The organism is Methylocystis sp. JR02 (assembly GCF_030063565.1).
Taxonomy (GTDB): Bacteria; Pseudomonadota; Alphaproteobacteria; order Rhizobiales; family Beijerinckiaceae; genus Methylocystis; species Methylocystis iwaonis.
In genome coordinates, this window is record NZ_JASIRC010000001.1 from 3,046,271 (window position 1) to 3,062,604 (window position 16,334).

20 protein-coding genes are annotated in these 16,334 nt (G+C 63.5%); 6 read left to right on the forward strand and 14 right to left on the reverse strand.

Annotated elements, in window-relative coordinates:
- The first annotated feature begins 36 nt into the window (after window positions 1-36).
- Window positions 37-318: a type II toxin-antitoxin system TacA family antitoxin gene (locus tag QNA11_RS14540; RefSeq protein WP_202070974.1), complete on the forward strand. Its 282-nt coding sequence runs from the start codon at window positions 37-39 to the stop codon at window positions 316-318.
- Window positions 315-809, forward strand: coding sequence for a GNAT family N-acetyltransferase (locus tag QNA11_RS14545; RefSeq protein ID WP_283483588.1), 495 nt, complete (start codon window positions 315-317; stop codon window positions 807-809). Before QNA11_RS14540 ends, QNA11_RS14545 begins: the two co-directional genes overlap by 4 nt.
- On the opposite strand, the gene QNA11_RS14550 is transcribed toward QNA11_RS14545, so the two are convergent.
- Both QNA11_RS14550 and QNA11_RS14555 read right to left on the reverse strand, forming a co-directional pair.
- Window positions 806-1,765, reverse strand: coding sequence for a DnaJ C-terminal domain-containing protein (locus tag QNA11_RS14550; protein ID WP_281929724.1), 960 nt, complete (start codon window positions 1,763-1,765; stop codon window positions 806-808). The two genes, QNA11_RS14545 and QNA11_RS14550, sit on opposite strands and share 4 nt — an antisense overlap.
- 115 nt (window positions 1,766-1,880) lie before the next feature.
- On the reverse strand, window positions 1,881-2,171 hold the full coding sequence (locus tag QNA11_RS14555) for a hypothetical protein (RefSeq protein ID WP_283483589.1): 291 nt from the start codon (window positions 2,169-2,171) through the stop codon (window positions 1,881-1,883).
- 132 nt (window positions 2,172-2,303) lie between these two features.
- On the opposite strand from QNA11_RS14555, the gene QNA11_RS20760 reads away from it, so the two are divergent.
- A complete protein-coding gene (locus tag QNA11_RS20760) occupies window positions 2,304-2,645 on the forward strand; it encodes a ClpX C4-type zinc finger protein (protein ID WP_202070977.1) in 342 nt (113 codons plus the stop codon).
- Window positions 2,646-2,651: 6 nt separating this feature from the next.
- Here QNA11_RS20760 and QNA11_RS14565 read toward each other — a convergent pair whose 3' ends face one another.
- From QNA11_RS14565 to pdxH, 5 genes are all read right to left on the reverse strand, one after another.
- Window positions 2,652-3,956, reverse strand: coding sequence for an Nramp family divalent metal transporter (locus QNA11_RS14565; RefSeq protein WP_283483590.1), 1,305 nt, complete (start codon window positions 3,954-3,956; stop codon window positions 2,652-2,654).
- Window positions 3,957-4,000: 44 nt separating this feature from the next.
- A complete protein-coding gene (locus QNA11_RS14570; protein WP_283483591.1) occupies window positions 4,001-5,098 on the reverse strand; it encodes a histidine phosphatase family protein in 1,098 nt (365 codons plus the stop codon).
- A 142-nt stretch (window positions 5,099-5,240) separates the two neighbouring features.
- Window positions 5,241-5,495 carry a hypothetical protein gene (locus QNA11_RS14575; RefSeq protein WP_202070980.1) on the reverse strand — a complete coding sequence of 85 codons (255 nt, stop codon included), beginning with the start codon at window positions 5,493-5,495 and terminating at the stop codon, window positions 5,241-5,243.
- A gap of 79 nt (window positions 5,496-5,574) precedes the next feature.
- On the reverse strand, window positions 5,575-6,117 hold the full coding sequence (locus QNA11_RS14580; protein WP_283483592.1) for a TIGR02301 family protein: 543 nt from the start codon (window positions 6,115-6,117) through the stop codon (window positions 5,575-5,577).
- Entirely contained in the window at window positions 6,114-6,728 is a 615-nt protein-coding gene (gene pdxH / locus QNA11_RS14585; protein ID WP_202070982.1) for a pyridoxamine 5'-phosphate oxidase, read from the reverse strand. The genes QNA11_RS14580 and pdxH overlap by 4 nt, the downstream gene beginning before the upstream one ends.
- A 131-nt stretch (window positions 6,729-6,859) precedes the next feature.
- Between pdxH and QNA11_RS14590 the strand changes: the two genes are divergently transcribed.
- Both QNA11_RS14590 and QNA11_RS14595 read left to right on the forward strand, forming a co-directional pair.
- Entirely contained in the window at window positions 6,860-7,276 is a 417-nt protein-coding gene (locus QNA11_RS14590; protein ID WP_281929714.1) for an RT0821/Lpp0805 family surface protein, read from the forward strand.
- Between the two features lie 126 nt (window positions 7,277-7,402).
- Window positions 7,403-8,968: a B12-binding domain-containing radical SAM protein gene (locus tag QNA11_RS14595; RefSeq protein WP_283483593.1), complete on the forward strand. Its 1,566-nt coding sequence runs from the start codon at window positions 7,403-7,405 to the stop codon at window positions 8,966-8,968.
- Here the strand turns inward: QNA11_RS14595 and QNA11_RS14600 are convergent.
- The 3 genes from QNA11_RS14600 to QNA11_RS14610 all read right to left on the reverse strand — a co-directional run bounded on the left by QNA11_RS14600 (window position 8,965) and on the right by QNA11_RS14610 (window position 12,640).
- On the reverse strand, window positions 8,965-9,324 hold the full coding sequence (locus QNA11_RS14600) for a DUF983 domain-containing protein (RefSeq protein WP_202070984.1): 360 nt from the start codon (window positions 9,322-9,324) through the stop codon (window positions 8,965-8,967). The two genes, QNA11_RS14595 and QNA11_RS14600, sit on opposite strands and share 4 nt — an antisense overlap.
- A gap of 331 nt (window positions 9,325-9,655) precedes the next feature.
- Complete coding sequence (locus QNA11_RS14605; protein WP_283483594.1) at window positions 9,656-12,067, reverse strand: TonB-dependent receptor family protein; 2,412 nt, start codon at window positions 12,065-12,067, stop codon at window positions 9,656-9,658.
- 159 nt (window positions 12,068-12,226) lie between these two features.
- The gene (locus QNA11_RS14610) at window positions 12,227-12,640 is read right to left on the reverse strand and encodes a hypothetical protein (RefSeq protein ID WP_283483595.1); all 414 of its coding nucleotides are present in this window, start codon (window positions 12,638-12,640) and stop codon (window positions 12,227-12,229) included.
- 195 nt (window positions 12,641-12,835) lie between these two features.
- Here QNA11_RS14610 and QNA11_RS14615 point away from each other — a divergent pair, with 195 nt between their 5' ends.
- Window positions 12,836-13,108: a hypothetical protein gene (locus tag QNA11_RS14615; RefSeq protein WP_283483596.1), complete on the forward strand. Its 273-nt coding sequence runs from the start codon at window positions 12,836-12,838 to the stop codon at window positions 13,106-13,108.
- Between the two features lie 7 nt (window positions 13,109-13,115).
- Here QNA11_RS14615 and QNA11_RS14620 read toward each other — a convergent pair whose 3' ends face one another.
- The 4 genes from QNA11_RS14620 to QNA11_RS14635 form a co-directional block, all read right to left on the reverse strand.
- Window positions 13,116-13,589, reverse strand: a complete 474-nt coding sequence (locus QNA11_RS14620) for an ankyrin repeat domain-containing protein (RefSeq protein WP_283483597.1) — start codon at window positions 13,587-13,589, stop codon at window positions 13,116-13,118.
- Window positions 13,590-13,876: 287 nt separating this feature from the next.
- Window positions 13,877-14,320, reverse strand: a complete 444-nt coding sequence (locus QNA11_RS14625; protein ID WP_202070988.1) for an FKBP-type peptidyl-prolyl cis-trans isomerase — start codon at window positions 14,318-14,320, stop codon at window positions 13,877-13,879.
- A 28-nt stretch (window positions 14,321-14,348) separates the two neighbouring features.
- Entirely contained in the window at window positions 14,349-15,347 is a 999-nt protein-coding gene (locus QNA11_RS14630) for an adenosine kinase (protein WP_283483598.1), read from the reverse strand.
- Between the two features lie 92 nt (window positions 15,348-15,439).
- Complete coding sequence (locus QNA11_RS14635) at window positions 15,440-16,294, reverse strand: outer membrane beta-barrel protein (RefSeq protein ID WP_283483599.1); 855 nt, start codon at window positions 16,292-16,294, stop codon at window positions 15,440-15,442.
- Window positions 16,295-16,334 lie beyond the last annotated feature (40 nt).

The window sequence follows — 16,334 nt, forward strand, 5'->3', positions numbered from 1 at the left end:
AATGACGTCTGCGTTACATTGTGCTATGAATCCGAGATGTCTTCCAAGACGCAACCCGCAAAGCGTGAAACGCTCAATCTTCGCATCAAGCCGGATGATCGCTCGCTGATCGACCGGGCGGCGAAGCTCGTCTCCAAGAGCCGGACGGATTTCGTTCTCGACGCCGCGCGCAACGCGGCCGAGGAGGCGCTTCTCGACAAGAGGCTTTTTCGGGTGGATGCGGCGGCCTATGCGGATTTTGTCGCGCGGCTCGACGCCCCGCCTAACCCAAATGAGAGGCTGCGCCGGACCATGAAAACGCGCGCGCCCTGGGAGTGACGCTCGCCGCGCCGCGCCCTATCTCGGACGCCGACGATATTTCCGGTTTCGATTGCGGCGTTTCGGCGCTGGACGATTGGCTGAGGCGGCGGGCCCGCGCCAATCAGGCGAGCGGCGCCTCGCGCACCTATGTGGTCTGCGAGGGCAACCGAGTGGTCGCTTATTTCGCGCTGGCGTCCGGCGCCGTCGATCTCGACGAGGCGACAGGGCGCCTGCGCCGCAATATGCCTGATCCGGTTCCCGTCGCCGTCTTGGGGAGGCTGGCGATTGACCGCGCGTGGCAGAAAAAGGGGCTCGGCCGCGCTCTTGTGAAGGATGCTCTGTTGCGCGTCCTTCTGGCGGCTGAAGCCATTGGCATTCGGGGCATATTAGTTCACGCCCTGTCGCCGGAGGCCGCAGCCTTCTATGAAGCGGTGGGCTTCGAGCCCTCGCCGCTGGAGCCGATGACGCTCATGGCGACGCTCGCGGATTTGCGCGGCGCGCTGGATTAACCCATCTTCCGGCGCGGGTCGTAGCCGTGCCGGTCCCGCAGCTCCCGCATCTTGGCGTCGAAGTCGGCGTCGGGCTCTTCGGGCAGCATGATTTTCAGCACGACATAAAGGTCGCCCGCCGGCTTGCCGTCGGTCGCGGGCAGGCCCTTGCCGCGCAGGCGCAGCACGCGCCCGCCATTGGAGCCGGCCGGCACGCCGAGCTCCACCTTGCCGTCGAGGGTGGGCGTCTGCACCTTTGCGCCGAGCGCGGCCTCATAGACCGCTACGGGCAGTTCGACGCGCAGATCGCGTCCTTCCACCTTGAAATAAGGATGCGGGGCGAGCTTCACGGTCACCAGCGCGTCGCCGGGCTCGCCGCCGCGCAGGCCCGGCTGACCCTGGCCGCGCAGCCTGATCTGCTGGCCGTCCTCCACGCCCGCCGGAATCTTTACTTCCAGCGTGCGGCCCGAGGGCAGGATCACGCGGGCCGAGCCGCCTTTGGCGATGGTCTCGAGCGGCACGGTCGCGGTCGCGACCACGTCGTCGCCGCGCGTGGGCGTCGCCTGCCGTCGCCTGCCGCCGAAGAGATCGGCGAATAGATCGCTGGGATCGAAACCGCCAGCGCCGGCGCCCGCGCCCTGCTGTCCGCCAAAGTTGAAGTCGTAATGCTGATCGCCCCCCGGAGCGCCCCCGGCCGTGCGCCAGCCGCGCGTAAATCCGCCCGGTCCCGCGCCGAACCCTTCGAAGCCGCGCGGCTTGCCGTCCGGCCCGATCTCGCCGCGATCGAATTGGGCCTTTTTCTTCTCGTCGCCGACGATCTCATAGGCCGTATTGATTTCGGCGAAGCGCTCCTTGGCCTTCGCGTCATCCTTGTTGCGGTCGGGATGGTATTTCTTCGCGAGCTGGCGGTAGGCCTTCTTGATGTCGGCCGCGCTCGCAGATTTGGTGACTCCGAGAACGTCGTAAGGGTCGCGCATTTTGTCCAATCAGCCCATGGGAGCGCCCGCCCGCAATCGGCGCGGGCGCATATGTCTGACAGACTATTTGGGAGAAGCGCGCTTCCAACGCAAGCGCCGGCGCGGGGGAAACTTCTTAGAGCTTCGTCGGCGCCTTTCCGAAATCGGCGAAGGCTTCGCCATCCGGGTCGAGCTCGCTCAGCGCGTCGTTGACGGCGTCGATCTGGCTCGTTTCACCGCCGCCCATATTTTCTTCCGTCGCGCGCAAGAGGGCGCGGGCGTCGAGCTCCCAGCGCTTCAGAATTTCGATCTTCAACAGCTTGGCGAGCGCCTTGCTCTCGACGACCTCGGAAGGGATGTCGAAGACGGAGGCAGGGGAGATGAGGGCTTTTTCAATTTCGGCCGAGCCCAGGTTCAAGACTTTCATTTAATGCCCCGGTTTGGATTCCTTTCGGCTCGAACGCGCAAGCCAGCGCCCATGTTCCTATACTGGAGGATATCTTGACGGCGGCTGCGTCAGGTATTACCTGACAGTCAGGTCAATCCTGACGAGGGCGTCATGGCGAAGAAGCTTTACTGCTCTTTTTGTGGAAAATCCCAGGACCAGATCCAGAAGCTTGCCGCCGGACCGGGCGGCATTCACATCTGCGACGAATGCGTGGGCGTCTGTCAGGCGATCATGCATGGAGAAGGCGAGGGCGTGGACAGGACTTTCGATCCGAAAAGCTGGCCCAAGGAACGCCTTCTCGAGCTGCTCGCGCCGGTCAATGCCGCGGCGGAGGGTTACCGTGAGCAGCTCCAGACGATGGTAGAGACGCTGAGAGACCAGGACGTGACCTGGTCGGAGATCGCCAAAAACCTAGGCGTGTCCCGCCAGACGGCATGGGAGCGCTTCTCATAAAATCGCTCAGGCGACCGCGTCCCAGACGAGCTTCGCGTTCAAGCCGACGATCAGGGTCGCAATCGCACAGGCCAGCAAGGTCGTGCGCCGGGGAGCGACGAGCGCGCCCATGATCTTGCGCCTCGCCGTAAAGACGATGAGCGGAACCATCGCAAAGGGCAGCGTCAGGCTCAGCACGACCTGGCTCAGCACAAGGAGCCGCGCGGTCGCGGACTCGCCCGCTGACAGGGTCACGGCGATGGCCGGCGCGATGGCGAGGGCGCGGGTGACGAGCCGCCGCGTCGTGGGCCTGAGGCGCAGACGGATGAAGCCCTCCATCACGATCTGCCCCGTGAGGGTGGCGGTCACGGTGGAGTTCAGCCCGCAGGCGATGAGCGCCACGGCGAAAAGCGTCGCGGCGACGGGTTCGCCCAGGAGAGGGGCGATGAGCCGATGCGCTTCGCCGAGCTCCGCCACCTCCGTCAGCCCGTGGGCGTGGAAGGCCGCGGCCGCCAGAACCAGAATGGCGCCATTCACGATAAGCGCGAAAAGCAGCGCGATCGAACTGTCGATCACGGCGAAGCGCACAGCTTCCCGCTTCTTTTCGGTCGAGGCGCCGACCGCGCGCGTCTGCACCACGAAGGAATGCAAAAAGAGATTATGCGGCATCACCGTCGCGCCGAGGATGCCGAGGCCGAGATAGAGCATCTCCGGGTTTGTGAAGAATTGGCGGCTCGGGATCAGCCCCTGCGCAACGGCCCGCATATCCGGGCGCGCCAAAGCGAGTTGCGCGGCGAAGGACAGGCCGATGAGCAGCAGCGTCGCAACGACAAAGAGCTCGAGCTTGCGAAAGCCCAGCCGTTCGAAAGCGAGCACGAGAAAGGCGTCGAGCGCCGTCACAAGGATTCCAACCGCCAGCGGCAGGCCGAAGAGTAGCTGAAGACCGATCGCCGTTCCGATCACCTCGGCGAGATCGGTCGCGAAAATCCCGGCTTCCGCCAGGAGCCAAAGTCCGATCGCGACGGGAAAGGGCGTATGCGCCCGGCAAGCTTCCGCGAGATCGAGCCCCGCGCCGACCCCGAGCCGCGCGGAAAGCGACTGCAGCACGATCGCCATGAGGCTGGAGAGAACGGCGACAAAGAGGAGGGCCGCGCCGAATTTTGAGCCCGCCGCCAAAGCGGTCGCCCAATTGCCGGGGTCCATATAGCCGGTGGCGACGAGATAGCCCGGCCCGAGAAAGACGAAGAGTCGTCTCAGCAGCGCGCCGCCTTCGGGAACAGCGATCGAGCGGCGCAGCTCGGCGCTGACTCTCGCGGGGGCGGTCGGCGTCACGCGTCTCCTCCAGCCTGGCCGGGCCCGCTGAAGGAGCGCGACGTTCAGGCGTTCAATTTGCGAATTAGCGCCGCAAGGGCTTCCGGGAAGATCAGCTCGTCCGACGCCGCGATGGCGTCGGCGGACCACCAGCGCCAGCCGAGCGTGTGAATCTTTTCTTCCGGCGTCAGCAATTGCGGGCGTGGCTCGAAGCCTTCCGTCCTGACGAGGAAATATCGCTCGATCGCCTGCTGCCAGTCTTCGCCGATCTCGATCGGGAAGTCGCGGGTTGCCACGACCGGCCCCGGGTCGCCGGGCAGGATCAGCCCGGTTTCTTCGCGCAGCTCGCGGCGCAACGCCGTTTCGAAAGTCTCGCCTTCCTTGAGCGCGCCGCCGGGCGTCGCCCAGAAATGATGATGGCCGAGCGCCAGAAAATGCGGCGAAAGCCCGCCGGCATATTTCATGAGCAGCGCTTCGCCCTTGGGGTTGAGGATCAACGCGCGCGCGGCTTCACGCCGGGGCAGGACGAGCCCGTCCCATGGCGCGGCGATCTCGGGCCGCCCTTCGGCCTGCGCCCAATCGACGAGCGACCATTTCCCGTCCTCGAAGGCGATCCAATTGGGCGTGGCGTTGAGCACGGGATGCTCGCGCTTCTCCGAGAGGCTCTTGCCCGTCGCCAGGCGCCAGGCGATGTCGAGCACGCCGGCATGGGCGAGGACAAGCACCGTAAACCCGGCGCTTTCGCGGGCGATGTCGGCCAGCACGGAGCGCACGCGGCGCGAGAATTCATTGAGCGTCTCGCCTTCGGCGGCGGCGAAATCGGGGTCGCGGGTCAGATAGTGCTGGTAATCCTCGGCGTATTTTGCCTGCACCTCGGCATGGGTGTGGCCCTGCCAGACGCCGTCGTCCTTCTCACGCAGCCGCTGGGTCGCCAGCACGGTGAGACCTCGCGCCTCGGCGATGGGGGCGGCGGTGTTCATGGCGCGGCGCAAATCGCTCGAATAGACGCGGTCGAAATGGGCGTTGGCCAATTCGCGGGCGAGGGCCTGGGCCTGGGCGCGGCCGCGGGCGTTGAGCGCAATATCGAACTGCCCCTGAAAGCGCCTTTCAATGTTCCAATTTGTCTCGCCGTGGCGGGCGAGACAGATAATCGTGCGGGTCATCGCTGGTCTGGGGGCGGCCGAGCCGATAGGCGCGCGGGCCTTGCGCAAAAATCGCCCGCCGCGCCGAATACGCCGGGCTGTTTTGCCCCATTCCGGCGCAAAAGTCAGTCCGCTTTTACAGAAAGCGGGGCATGAGGCGCGTTCAGTGGCGCGCCGCGTAAGTGAATTCGCCGGCGCGAATCCTGCCCGGCAGGGCCTCGGCGAGCTTCACCACCGCCTCTTCGCCATAGGTCGCGACGAGCTCGCGCAGCGAGGCCATGAGCGCGGCCTGAGCGAAAGAGTCGCTTTCGATCCCCGCCAAAATGGCCTCGGCGAAGGCTTCCGTAACATAAGCGAGCGCCGCCTGGTGTTGCTCACCGCAGGTGTCGTCGAGAGATGCGAAGGGCGTCTGCGTCATGAGGGCTACATTAGACAAGCTGGCCGCGCCGCGCGACACGCCTCTTTCCAAAAGGTTAATTCGTGATTGAAAAGAATCCCTACGGATTGCCGAATCTATAGGTGAGGTCCCGGGAAATCCTCCCGGCTTCATCGAGATAGCGGCTGGTGGCGGCCTTGGCGTTCGGCGTGCAGACGCGATAGGTCAGCTCATAGCCGCGAAAACCGCGGTTGAAGGCCGAGACATATTTGTCCCGGCGGGGCCCGCTCGGCGCATCGGCGTCGAGCAGCGCCGACATCTTGTCCCGCCACTCCTCCCCGTCTTTCTCTCCGCAGAGGTCGCGCAAGAAAGCGAGGGCGCCGATGATTTCGGACAGGCGCATAAGCTGCCCCTCGTAAGGCGGGGGCGGGGCCTCGGCGCCTTGGGGCGCCGGCTTCGTTGCCTCTGGCTGGCCTTTGGCGGCCTCGCGCTTCTTCGGCTTGGCGTCGCGCTTTTTCTCGGCGTGCGGAATGTCGCGGGCGGGGCGTGGGGCCGCGCGCATCGGCCGGGCGGGGCCGAAGAAATCGAAAAGCCCCTGCGCGCCGGCGTCGAAGCTCAAAAGACACGCCCCCGCTATCGCGGCCGCGCGAGCGGCGCGCCTCATGGATAGAGCCTATCCTTGCGCCAGTCCTGGCCCGGCGCGTCGCGGACGAACCGCACCCGGTCGTGCAGGCGGAAGGGTTTGTCTTGCCAGAACTCCATGGCGATGGGGGCGATGCGGAAGCCGCGCCAATAAGGCGGACGCGGTATGTCGCCGATCGCATATTTTGCGGCGTAGGTCGCGACGGATTTCTCGAGAGCGAAACGGCTTTCGAGCGGCCGCGACTGCTGGCTGGCCCAGGCCCCGATACGCGAATCGCGCGCGCGGCTCTGGTAATAGGCGTCCGATTCGGCCTCGCTCACTTGTTCGACAGGCCCGCGCAGCCGCACCTGCCGGCGCAGGGATTTCCAGTGGAAGAGCGCCGCCGCCTTCGGATTCTCGGCGAGCTGCCGGCCTTTGTCGCTTTCCGCGTTGGTGTAGAAGACGAAGCCCTCGGGACTCCATTCCTTCATCAGCACCATGCGCGCGTCCGGCATGCCGTCGGCTCCGGCGGTGGCGATCGCCATCGCCTCGGGATCGTTGAGCTCTTTGGCTTTCGCATCCTGGAACCATTTGCCAAACAAGGCGAAAGGCTCCTCGGCGTCGACGAAGTCACCCGACGTTAACGCGTTCAAGCGAAAATCCTTTCCAGAGGGCCCTCGGGGGGCGGGGGCGTTTGTAAGGTGGCGCTTTGCTGTTCTTGTGTAAGAGACATATCGCTGCTGAAGGCTTTGCTCAATTCCCGCTCCCAGGCGTCCTTGTCGCCTTGATCGCCGCCGGCGCGCTTTCCGGCTGCTCGATCGCCATTCCCATGGGCGACTCGTCTTCTTCGGCCATGTGGCAGGGCGCGCCCGAGGATGTCACGGGCTCCATCGCCAAGCCGCCGCCCAAGCTTTCCCGCCATCTGGACAGCGAGGACGCGCGCCGCGCCAATGCCGCGCTCGGCACGGCGCTCGATCCGCAGGGCAGCGGCGCGAGCGTTCATTGGGATAACCCGCAATCGGGCGCCAAGGGATCTTTCACGCCGGTCGGCCAAGCCTATCCGCTCGACGGCAAAATCTGCCGCTCTTTTTTGGCCGAAGTTGCGGCGAGCGACAATGTCGAAAAGCTGCAAGGCGTCGCCTGTCGGGAAAAGACGGCGGAATGGACGTTGACCGAGATCAAGCCGTTCAAGAAAGGATAGGCCGCCCGCCTGTTCTTTTCCGAAAGCAAATCTGCTTGGGTCCAGCGCCCGGTCGCGATGGTTAAGCTTGCGACGACTCGCGGCCAGTGAAATAATTGCCAAGTCTTTATTTGCTCGGGCTTGGCTATGACTTCGATTTATCTGATCAATCCGGCGGGCGATTTTCCAACTTATTTCGGCGGAGAGGTTCTTGCAGCCTCCGGCGCGCCGGGCGGCGTGATGATGGCGGACCTTTCGAGCGCCACCATCGCCGCTCTGGCGCCCGCCGATTTCAACATCTCACTTTGCGACGAATCGATTTCGCCGGTCGATTTCGACCATCCGGCGGATTGGATTCTCATCACCGGCAAGGTGAGCCAACGCGGCCGCATGGTCGCCATCGCCGATGAATTCCGCCGCCGCGGCAAGCCAGTCGTCATCGGCGGCCCCTACGCCAGCTTGAGCCCCGCCCGTTTGCGCGACCATTGCGACGTCCTGGTCTGCGGCGAGGCGGAGGCGATCGCAGGGGACATTTTTGCCGATCTGCGCGCCGGCAAGCCGAAGGACGGCTATTTTGGCGACAAGCCGTCGCTTGCTTTGTCGCCACTGCCGCGCTGGGATCTTTACCGCAACGACCGCGCCATGCTCGGCGCGGTGCAGACCTCGCGCGGCTGCCCCTTCGAATGCGAATTCTGCGACGTCATCCAATATCTGGGGCGCAAGCAGCGCCATAAGCCAATCGCCAATGTCATCGCCGAGCTCGACGCGCTCTGGGCGCATGGCTATCGCACGGCGTTTTTGGCCGACGACAATTTCACCGCCTATCGGTCCCATTGCAAGGAGCTGCTCGCGGCCATCGCCGATTGGCGGCGCGACCGGCCGATGGAGTTCGTCACGCAAATCTCGATCGACGCCACACGCGACGACGAGCTGATCGATATGTGCGTCGCCGCCGGCCTGACCCAGGTTTTCATCGGCATCGAGACCCCGAATGTCGAGAGCCTGCGCGAGACCGGCAAGCGCCAAAATCTCAAGATCAGCCTCGTCGATGAAGTGCAGAAGCTCGTCGACCGGGGGATTTCCGTGATGGGCGGCATGATCGTCGGCTTCGACCACGACGGGCCGAACGTCTTTGCGCAGCAATATGATTTCGCCATGGAGACGCCCATCCCGGTTTTCAGCCTGGGCGCGCTGATGGCGTCGGAGGCCACGCCGCTCTACGACCGCATCGTCAAAGAAGGGCGCCTTCTTACGGGCGGCGTCGAGACCCAGGCCGTGCCCTGGAGCTCCAATATCCAGTGCCGCACGATGAGCATGGAGGAGCTGCATTTCGGCATGCAGAATCTCTGCAACGCCCTTTACGCGCCCGCCGCCTTCCAGGAACGCATGCTGCGCCTCATCGAGACCTTTGGGCGTCATCGCAACGGCCCGGCGCCGAGGCCGATGGACGCGAATACGCTACGCACTATCGAGAAGCAGGCGATGCAGGCGGCGATGCAGCGCATCGTCAAATATGGGCAGGCGGAAGGGCGTATGTGGAACAAAGTCTGGGGCGCTGCGGTCCGCAAGCCCGAGACAATGACCATCGTGGCGCGCATTCTGTTCCAATATGCGCAGGCGCGGCACATGTTCGAGCGGGGCGACTATTGGGAGCCGCAGCTCTCGACGGCGCCGGCGCGGGAGCCCGCCGTGCGGGAGCCGGCGACGGTTTAAGCCGGCTTGCGGTTGATCAGCCACAGACCCGCTACGAAAATGCCCTTCGAGATGGGCAGGAAGATGAGCGCCGAGACGATCGTCACAATGGCGAGAATTCCCGCCTCCTGCCAATAGGGCATGAGTTCCCCGCGCTCCAGGAAGATGAGCAGCGGCACCACAATATGGGCGACGATGCCGATGGTGAACCAGGCCGGCCCGTCGTCGGCGTCGAGGCCCTCGAAGCTCTCGTGGCAATGCGGGCAGCTATCTTCGCGCGTCAGATAGCCTTTGAAGATATGGCCCTCGCCACAGCTCGGGCATTTCATCCGCGCGCCTCGCAAAAGGATTTTCGTCGTCGTCGCCGCGTCGCTCATGCGGTCTCCTCGATTTTCGGGCTTTAAGCCTTTCTTCACGAGCGCGACGCGCGAATCAAGGATTATGATTCGTGCCTGCTTTGTGCGCCTCTCGTCCCGCAAGTCCCCGATTGGCGCGGCGCCGGAGACGCCGTGGTTCATGGGTTGGTAAGGACGTTGGGCGCAGGTCCTCGACATCTCTGGACCGCGAGCCTTCAGGCTCGCTCAAATAGGCGAGCCTGAAGGCTCGCGGTCCGGGGGCGGTCTTTGGAGAACAAAGGAGAGGAAAACCCGTCGAGACGGGACTTCCTCCCCTTCGAGACGCCGCCTGCGGCGGCGGCTCAGATGTCGCTCAGAACTTGAACTTGACGCCGCCGATGAAAGCGCGCGGCTGGCCGGCGATCACGGATGCGCCCGTATTCGTCGACAACAGGGCCGCGTCCTGCTGTATGCCTGTCCTGCCGATCAGCCCATCGGTCATCACGGCGGCGCCGGCGACATAAGTGCGGTCGGTGACATTCTTGACGTCGAAGAAGATGTCGAAGCGCTTCAGCCAGCTTTGAGCGATATCTCTCGAATAATGCAGATTGAGGTTGACGAGGCCGTAGCCGGGCGCCCAAGCCAGATTCGCATTATCGAGCGCATAGTCGCTCTTGTAGATATATTCGACATAACCGCCGAGGCCGGCGAACTGGCCGTAGGGAATGTCATAGCCGGCGCGCGCCGTAAGCGAGTGCGGCGCGACGTTGGGAATGGCTTTCCCGCTGCGGTTGTAATAGACCGTGGCCGACAGCGGATCCATGAAGTTTGTGAATTGCTGGTTGTTATAGGTGTAGGCCAGAAGGAGCTGCGCGCCCTCGAACGGCCGCCAATCGGCGCTGACCTCGACTCCGCGGTGCACCGATTGCGGAATATTCAGCCAATAGAAAACCAGCGATGGCGCTGTTAGCTGCATGATCTCGTTGCGAAACCACTCATGGAACGCGGTGACGCCGACGGTCAGGTCGCGGGTCGGCGTCCAGTCGACGCCGAGATCGACGCCCATGTTGGTCTGCGCTTTCATCGTGCCATTATTGCCGACGCCATTTACCGTCGCCGTCAGATAGCTGAAATTCGGCGTGCCATAACCAGCCGCGTAGCGCGCGCGGAGCTGCCACTCGGGGTTGTAGCGCCAGGTCAAGGACGCTTCCGGCGCCGTATTCCAATAGTCGTTGTCGATCCCGACCTGAGTCGGCGTCAGCACCGCGCCTCTTCCCGAGAAATTATAGACGCTGTTGACGCCCCAGACGCGGTTCCAGTTGGTGCTGAAGCCGATCACCGCCGTCAGATCGGGACGCAAAGCGATCTCCTCGCGCGCCCGCAAGCTGATGTTGGAATGGTAGGAGTCCATTTTGCTCGTCGGACCTCCGGGCATTCCGTAGTTCCAGACGTTGGGAACCCAGGCGTAGGTCGGATTGGTGAGCTTCAGATTATCGTAGAAAAAGCCGAGATAGCTCGTCGTCGGAAAGCCGAACAAAGAGGCGCGGCGGGTGATGTCGGTGCTCGCCGAAATGCCGACGGTGGGGCCATTCATATAGTTCGGCCCGCCAGTGCCGCCGATGATTTTGACCGGCATCCAGGTGGCGGATCTGTTCTCGAGATAATCATAGGTGAATTGGCTGCGCCATGTCGTGGCGTCGTCGAAATCATGCTCCCAGCGCAGCCCGGCGATCTCGCGCTGAATATTGTGATGGTAGCCCAGTTGACTGGAGCTTTGTCTGATCGTCGCGCCGTAAATGCCGTTGGCGTAGGTGTTCAAATTATTGCAGAAGGGCACATTCCCGGCCGTCGGGATCGCGCAGCCATAGTTCTTTACATATGGGTTGTAGTAATACTGGTTGAGAGACTGTCGAACCTGCATCTGAGAAAAAGTATTATTATAGATCAGTTTCAGAATGAGGCGATCGGTGGGCGTCGGCGTCAACTTGAGAAGGACGGTGGCGTTTTGGCGGTCGCCCGCCGTATGCGCGATATAACCATCGTTGCGCGTGTCCGAGGCGAAGACCGAGAGGTCCGCCTCGCCGAACGCCGGACCGGAAACCTTCTTCCCGCCGCGAAGGTAATTATTGAAATAGCCGAAGCTGCCGAATTCCGAACCGTACTCCACCCCGTCGATTTCAGCGCCCGAAAAGGAGCGGAAATTGACCGCGCCGCCATAGGCGTAGTTGCCGAAGAGCGCCGAGGAGGGCCCGCGATAGACGTCGACCCCGCTAAAGGAATGCGGATCGAGCATGTCGGTGCGGCCAAAGCCGTCGGCCGTCATGATCGGGAAGCCGTCCTCATACATTTGTATGTTTCGGGTATGTTGGTTCAAGCGGTTTCCCGAACCGCGAATATTGATGACGAAATCATAGGTCGGCGCGCCCGTTTCCTGGAATGTCACGCCGGGGCTGTAGCGCAGGAATTCCTGCACCGTGCTCATGGGCGTCGTTTCCAGGAAGTTGTGCTTGAGCGACGTGAAGGTCTGACCCGGCGGATCGCGATAGATCGGCAATTTGGCGCGCGAGGGCTCGAAGCCAGGGGCGGTGATCGGCGCGCCGTCCGGAGCCTGCGCGGAACTGGCGTGCGGCGCCGATTGTCGAGGCGCGGGGCCGCCCACTTCGCGTTGGCGGTTCCCGACGTCGATGCGGGGCAAGTTCTGCTGAGCCGATACGCTCGACGAGCCCAGAACGAGGATGAGAGCGCCGACGGAGACGCCGCGCATCATAGGGATTTTGCTAATCACGGATCAAATTCCTTCAGGTTAGGTCAGGTCTCGAGGCGCGCTGAAATGCTCGTGTGACGATCGCCGCCAGCGCACATATGCGCTGCGCCTTCGTCTGCGACGTGGAGGGGACGGGATAGAATGGCCGCGCTTATATACGCGGGCGTTTCGCGCGAAATATCAGGAGAAGTAAGCCGGGGGCCCGCGCGTCAGCGTCATTCGCGATCGAAGCGACGGTCGCGAGGCAGAGTCCTGCGTAGTTATCGGGCGCGCCGACTCGTCGTCGCCCGGAGAGAGCACAACGGCGACAACCGCGAATAAAGCGATCGCGGCGCTCCAGTGGTCGCGGCTGCTGGTGGAGCAAAGGACGCATTCGTGCTGATGGTCGGAATGCGTTCGATCGCCGCCGTCTGTGTCGTTCGCGCAAATCACTTGCGTCGCGGCCAGCGAAACGCCCGGCGCATCGCTCTGGACGTGGCTTGCGCCGAAAGGCGATAAGAGAAAGGCGATCACTTGCAGCATAGCCAGACAAATGATCGCTTGCGCGCGATAGGCGCGCAGGCAGTCCGTCATCTGGTCGTAAAAATGCCGCATAATTTACTGTCTACGGCCCGCCGCCGGACTGTCAATTCGCGAAACGAAAGCGTAACCAAATAAGCAGCCGCCGTTGCGCGTCTGCAACATTCTTATGCACGAGCGCGGAGCCTGGGCCATCTGGATTGTAGCCCTTTCAGCAGCAGCGCTATCATAAGAGGAACGCCGCTTTCCGCGGCGCAGGAGGAGCGCGCCATGTCATCTCCCTTCGGCAAGCGCCTGATTGTTACGAGCATTTTGGCGACCCTCGTCATCCCGGTCTTCTTCCTGTCCGCGAGGGTGTTCTCGGCCTGGCAGGCAGGCTACGGCTGGGCGGAGATGGATTGGGACGGCAAGGGGCGCACGACGCCTCTCGATTTTCTCAAGGCGGCGGAGATCGGCAAGCGGCCGGTTCTGGTCAACGACCGTTCCTGCGTCGAATATTTCCTCTATCGCGACGGCGTGACCGTGAAGACACGTTGCCCGTGAGGCTGATCTAGGGCTTTTTCCGGCGCCGAACCGAATCGCGCATCAGCGTCAGGCACTCTTCCGTCGAGGCCATGTCGAGCGCCGTCAGCCCGAGACCCGTCTCGAACGCCGGATCGGCGCCCGCCGCCAGGAGCTGCGCCACGGCCCTGGCTCGGCCCGACGAGGCGGAGAACATCAGCGGGGTCGCGCCCGTGCAGTTGACGTGCTGAGTGTCGGCTCCGGCTTCGATGAGAAGCCTGATGTTTTCCGCATTCTCGCCGACGCAGGCAAGCCACAGGGCCTGGTTGCCGTCAGCGTTCTCGGCGTGGATGTCGGCGCCGGCGGCAAGCAGCTCGCGCGCCAGGGCTGGGGGCGCGAGCCGGACCGCGAGCATCAGCGGCGTCGCTTTGTCCTTGTTGAAGACATTGACGGCGTCGCGAGGGAATCCATGTTCCGCAAGGAATGTTTGCAGCGCGTCGCTGAGATCGAGGGTGGCGCTCATCCGTTCGGCTCACGAAAATAGGGACCGAACGGCGTATGCGAAGTTGGGGCCAACGGCGCCATCCCCGACGCGCGCGCCGATTGGACACACGGGGAATCACCGCCGTCATTGCGAGGAGGCGGAGCCGACGAAGCAATCCAGGGCCTGGATTGCTTCGCTTCGCTCGCAATGACGGGCTCTGAGTAAAGCCAGCGCTCTTGCGGCTCTGGATTCCCGGTCGGGCTTTCAGCCCGCCGGGAATGACAATGCCCCAATTCGAGCTGTTCAAACGGAAATAGTAGGAACGCTTACTTCACGCCGAGCAGTTCGACGTCGAAAATCAGCCAGGAATTGGCCGGAATGGCGTTGCCCATGGCGCGCGCGCCATAGCCGAGCTCCGGCGGGATGATCAGCGTGCGCTTGCCGCCGACCTTCATGGTCTCGACACCCTCGTCCCAGCCCTTGATGACCTGGCCCATGCCGAGCGGAAAATCGAAGGGCTCTCCCCGATCGCGCGAGCTGTCGAATTTCTTGCCCTTGGCGCCGTTCACATAAAGCCAGCCGGTGTAGTGAACGGTGACGTTCTGACCGATCTTCGGGGAAGCGCCCGTGCCCGGCTTCGTGTCGATATATTTCAGCCCGCTCGCCGTGAGCGTGGTCTCGGGCTCGGCGCGGACAGCAGTCGGCGCGACGGCCAGTCCCGCCGCTGCGGCGAGGATCGCGACCGAAAGAGTCTTCGAGAAAAAGCGCATTTTTTCCTCCGGGATGATTGTAGCGGCTTTACGCCATGATGCCGTTGTCGCGCGCGAGCTGCAGCAGGTTCTTCTGGGGGCGCGCGCCGACATGCGAGATAATCTCGGCGGCGGCCATTGCGCCGAGCGCGGCGCTGCGCTCATGCGGCAGGTCCCTGGCGTAGCCGGCGAGAAAGCCCGCCGCAAAGAGGTCGCCGGCGCCGGTCGTGTCGACGACTTCCTCGACCGAAAAGGCGGGCGCGGCGATCACTTTGCCCTCGCTCGTGACGACGCAGCCCTTTTCCGAGCGGGTGACGACGCCGAGCAGGCCCTTTTCGGCGCGTAGCGCCGCGAGCGCCGCGTCGAAATCCGAGGTCTCGTAAAGTGCGTGCAATTCGCTTTCATTGGCGAAGAGAATATCGACGACGCGGTCGCGAATCAGCGAGAGGAACTCGGCGCGATAGCGATCGACGCAGAAGGAATCGGAGAGGCTCAGCGCCACCTTGCGGCCATGGGCGCGGGAGACTTTCGCGGCGCGCAGAAAGGCCTGCTTGGCGCCCGGCGGGTCCCAGAGATAGCCTTCCATATAAAGGATTTTCGCCGACGCGACGGCTGCTTCGTCGATATCCTCCGGCTGCAGCGCCTGGCAGGCCCCCAGAAAGGTGTTCATGGTGCGCTGGCCGTCGGGCGTCACGAAGATCAGGCAGCGCGCCGTGGCGGCGCCGTCCGCCGCGGCCGGCGTGTCGAAGGCGACGCCGGCCTTGCGGATGTCGTGGGTGAATTCGCGGCCGGCGGCGTCGTCCTTGACCTTGCCGACGAAGCCGGACTTGGCGCCGAGACTGGCGAGGCCCGCCATGGTGTTGGCGGCGGAGCCGCCCGAGATGACCGTCGTCGGCCCCATCAGCTCGTAGAGCGCGTCCGCGCGCTTCTCGTCGACGAGCGCCATTGAGCCCTTGATCAGCCCGGCGCCGACCAGCACGTCGTCATCGGCGCGGGAAAGAGTGTCGACGATGGCGTTGCCAATGCCGAGAACATCGAGAGTGGTCATGAAGCGATCCGGGTATGGGCGCCAAAAGCGAAACCGGCCGACCCTTCCGGGCGGCCGGCGCCTGTTTAACACCGAGTGACCGGCGCGCCTAGCTAGTCGATCACATAGCGGAAACCCATGCGGACCTGCTGGCTGACAAGACTGCTCGAAACGACGTTGTTGTAGCGGTCGACGCCGGTGATTTTACCCATATTCGCGTAGCGGTAACCGACGTCGATCTTCCAATGGTTGTCGATGTCGTAGGAAAAGCCGCCCATGAAAGCATAGGAGAAGCGAACAAAGGTGTCTTCGTATTTCGTGTCCCAATTCGCCATGTAAGTGGCGCTGGTGCGCGGGTCTGTGTAGGTCACGCCTGCATAAGGGACGCCGTTATACATATACCAGTTGGAGGATACTCTCTGGTAAAGCACGTTGAGGCCGACGCCGGCGCCGACGTAAGGCGTGAAACCCCACCAATTGCCCAAGTCGATATAGGCGTTGGCCAGGGTGAGCATCGACTCGGTTCTGTTTCTGACCCAGGGAAAACAGGCCGAGTAGATGGGATTGACCAGCCCGGGATCGCCGAGGGGATTGGGCTGATAGAGCCCGATCGTGCAAGGTAGCCCGATATCGTTGCGCACGCCGCTCTTCTGATAGAGGCTCTCGTAGTCGACCGTCACGTCGGCGCGCAGGAAATCATTGAATTTGTAGCCGCCGCCGAGACCGATGGTCCAATTGTTGGGGAAACTGTTCGACAAGGTGACGCCGTTGAGCTCGGTCGGCGTGGTGCGAGCGATGCCCAGATCGCCCCGCAAATACCAGTTCGAGCCCCATTCGACAGGGCCTTCCTCGACGAATTGCTGCGGTTGAATGGCTGGAAAGTCCGCGGCCTGCGTCGCTGGCGCGATAAGCGCGCCCAGCAGCGCGGTGGCGATCGTCGCGCGGGCGCGCAAAAACGGGCGAACCATTGCTATCTTCCTTGGTCGAGACCGAACGGGCGCGACGGCC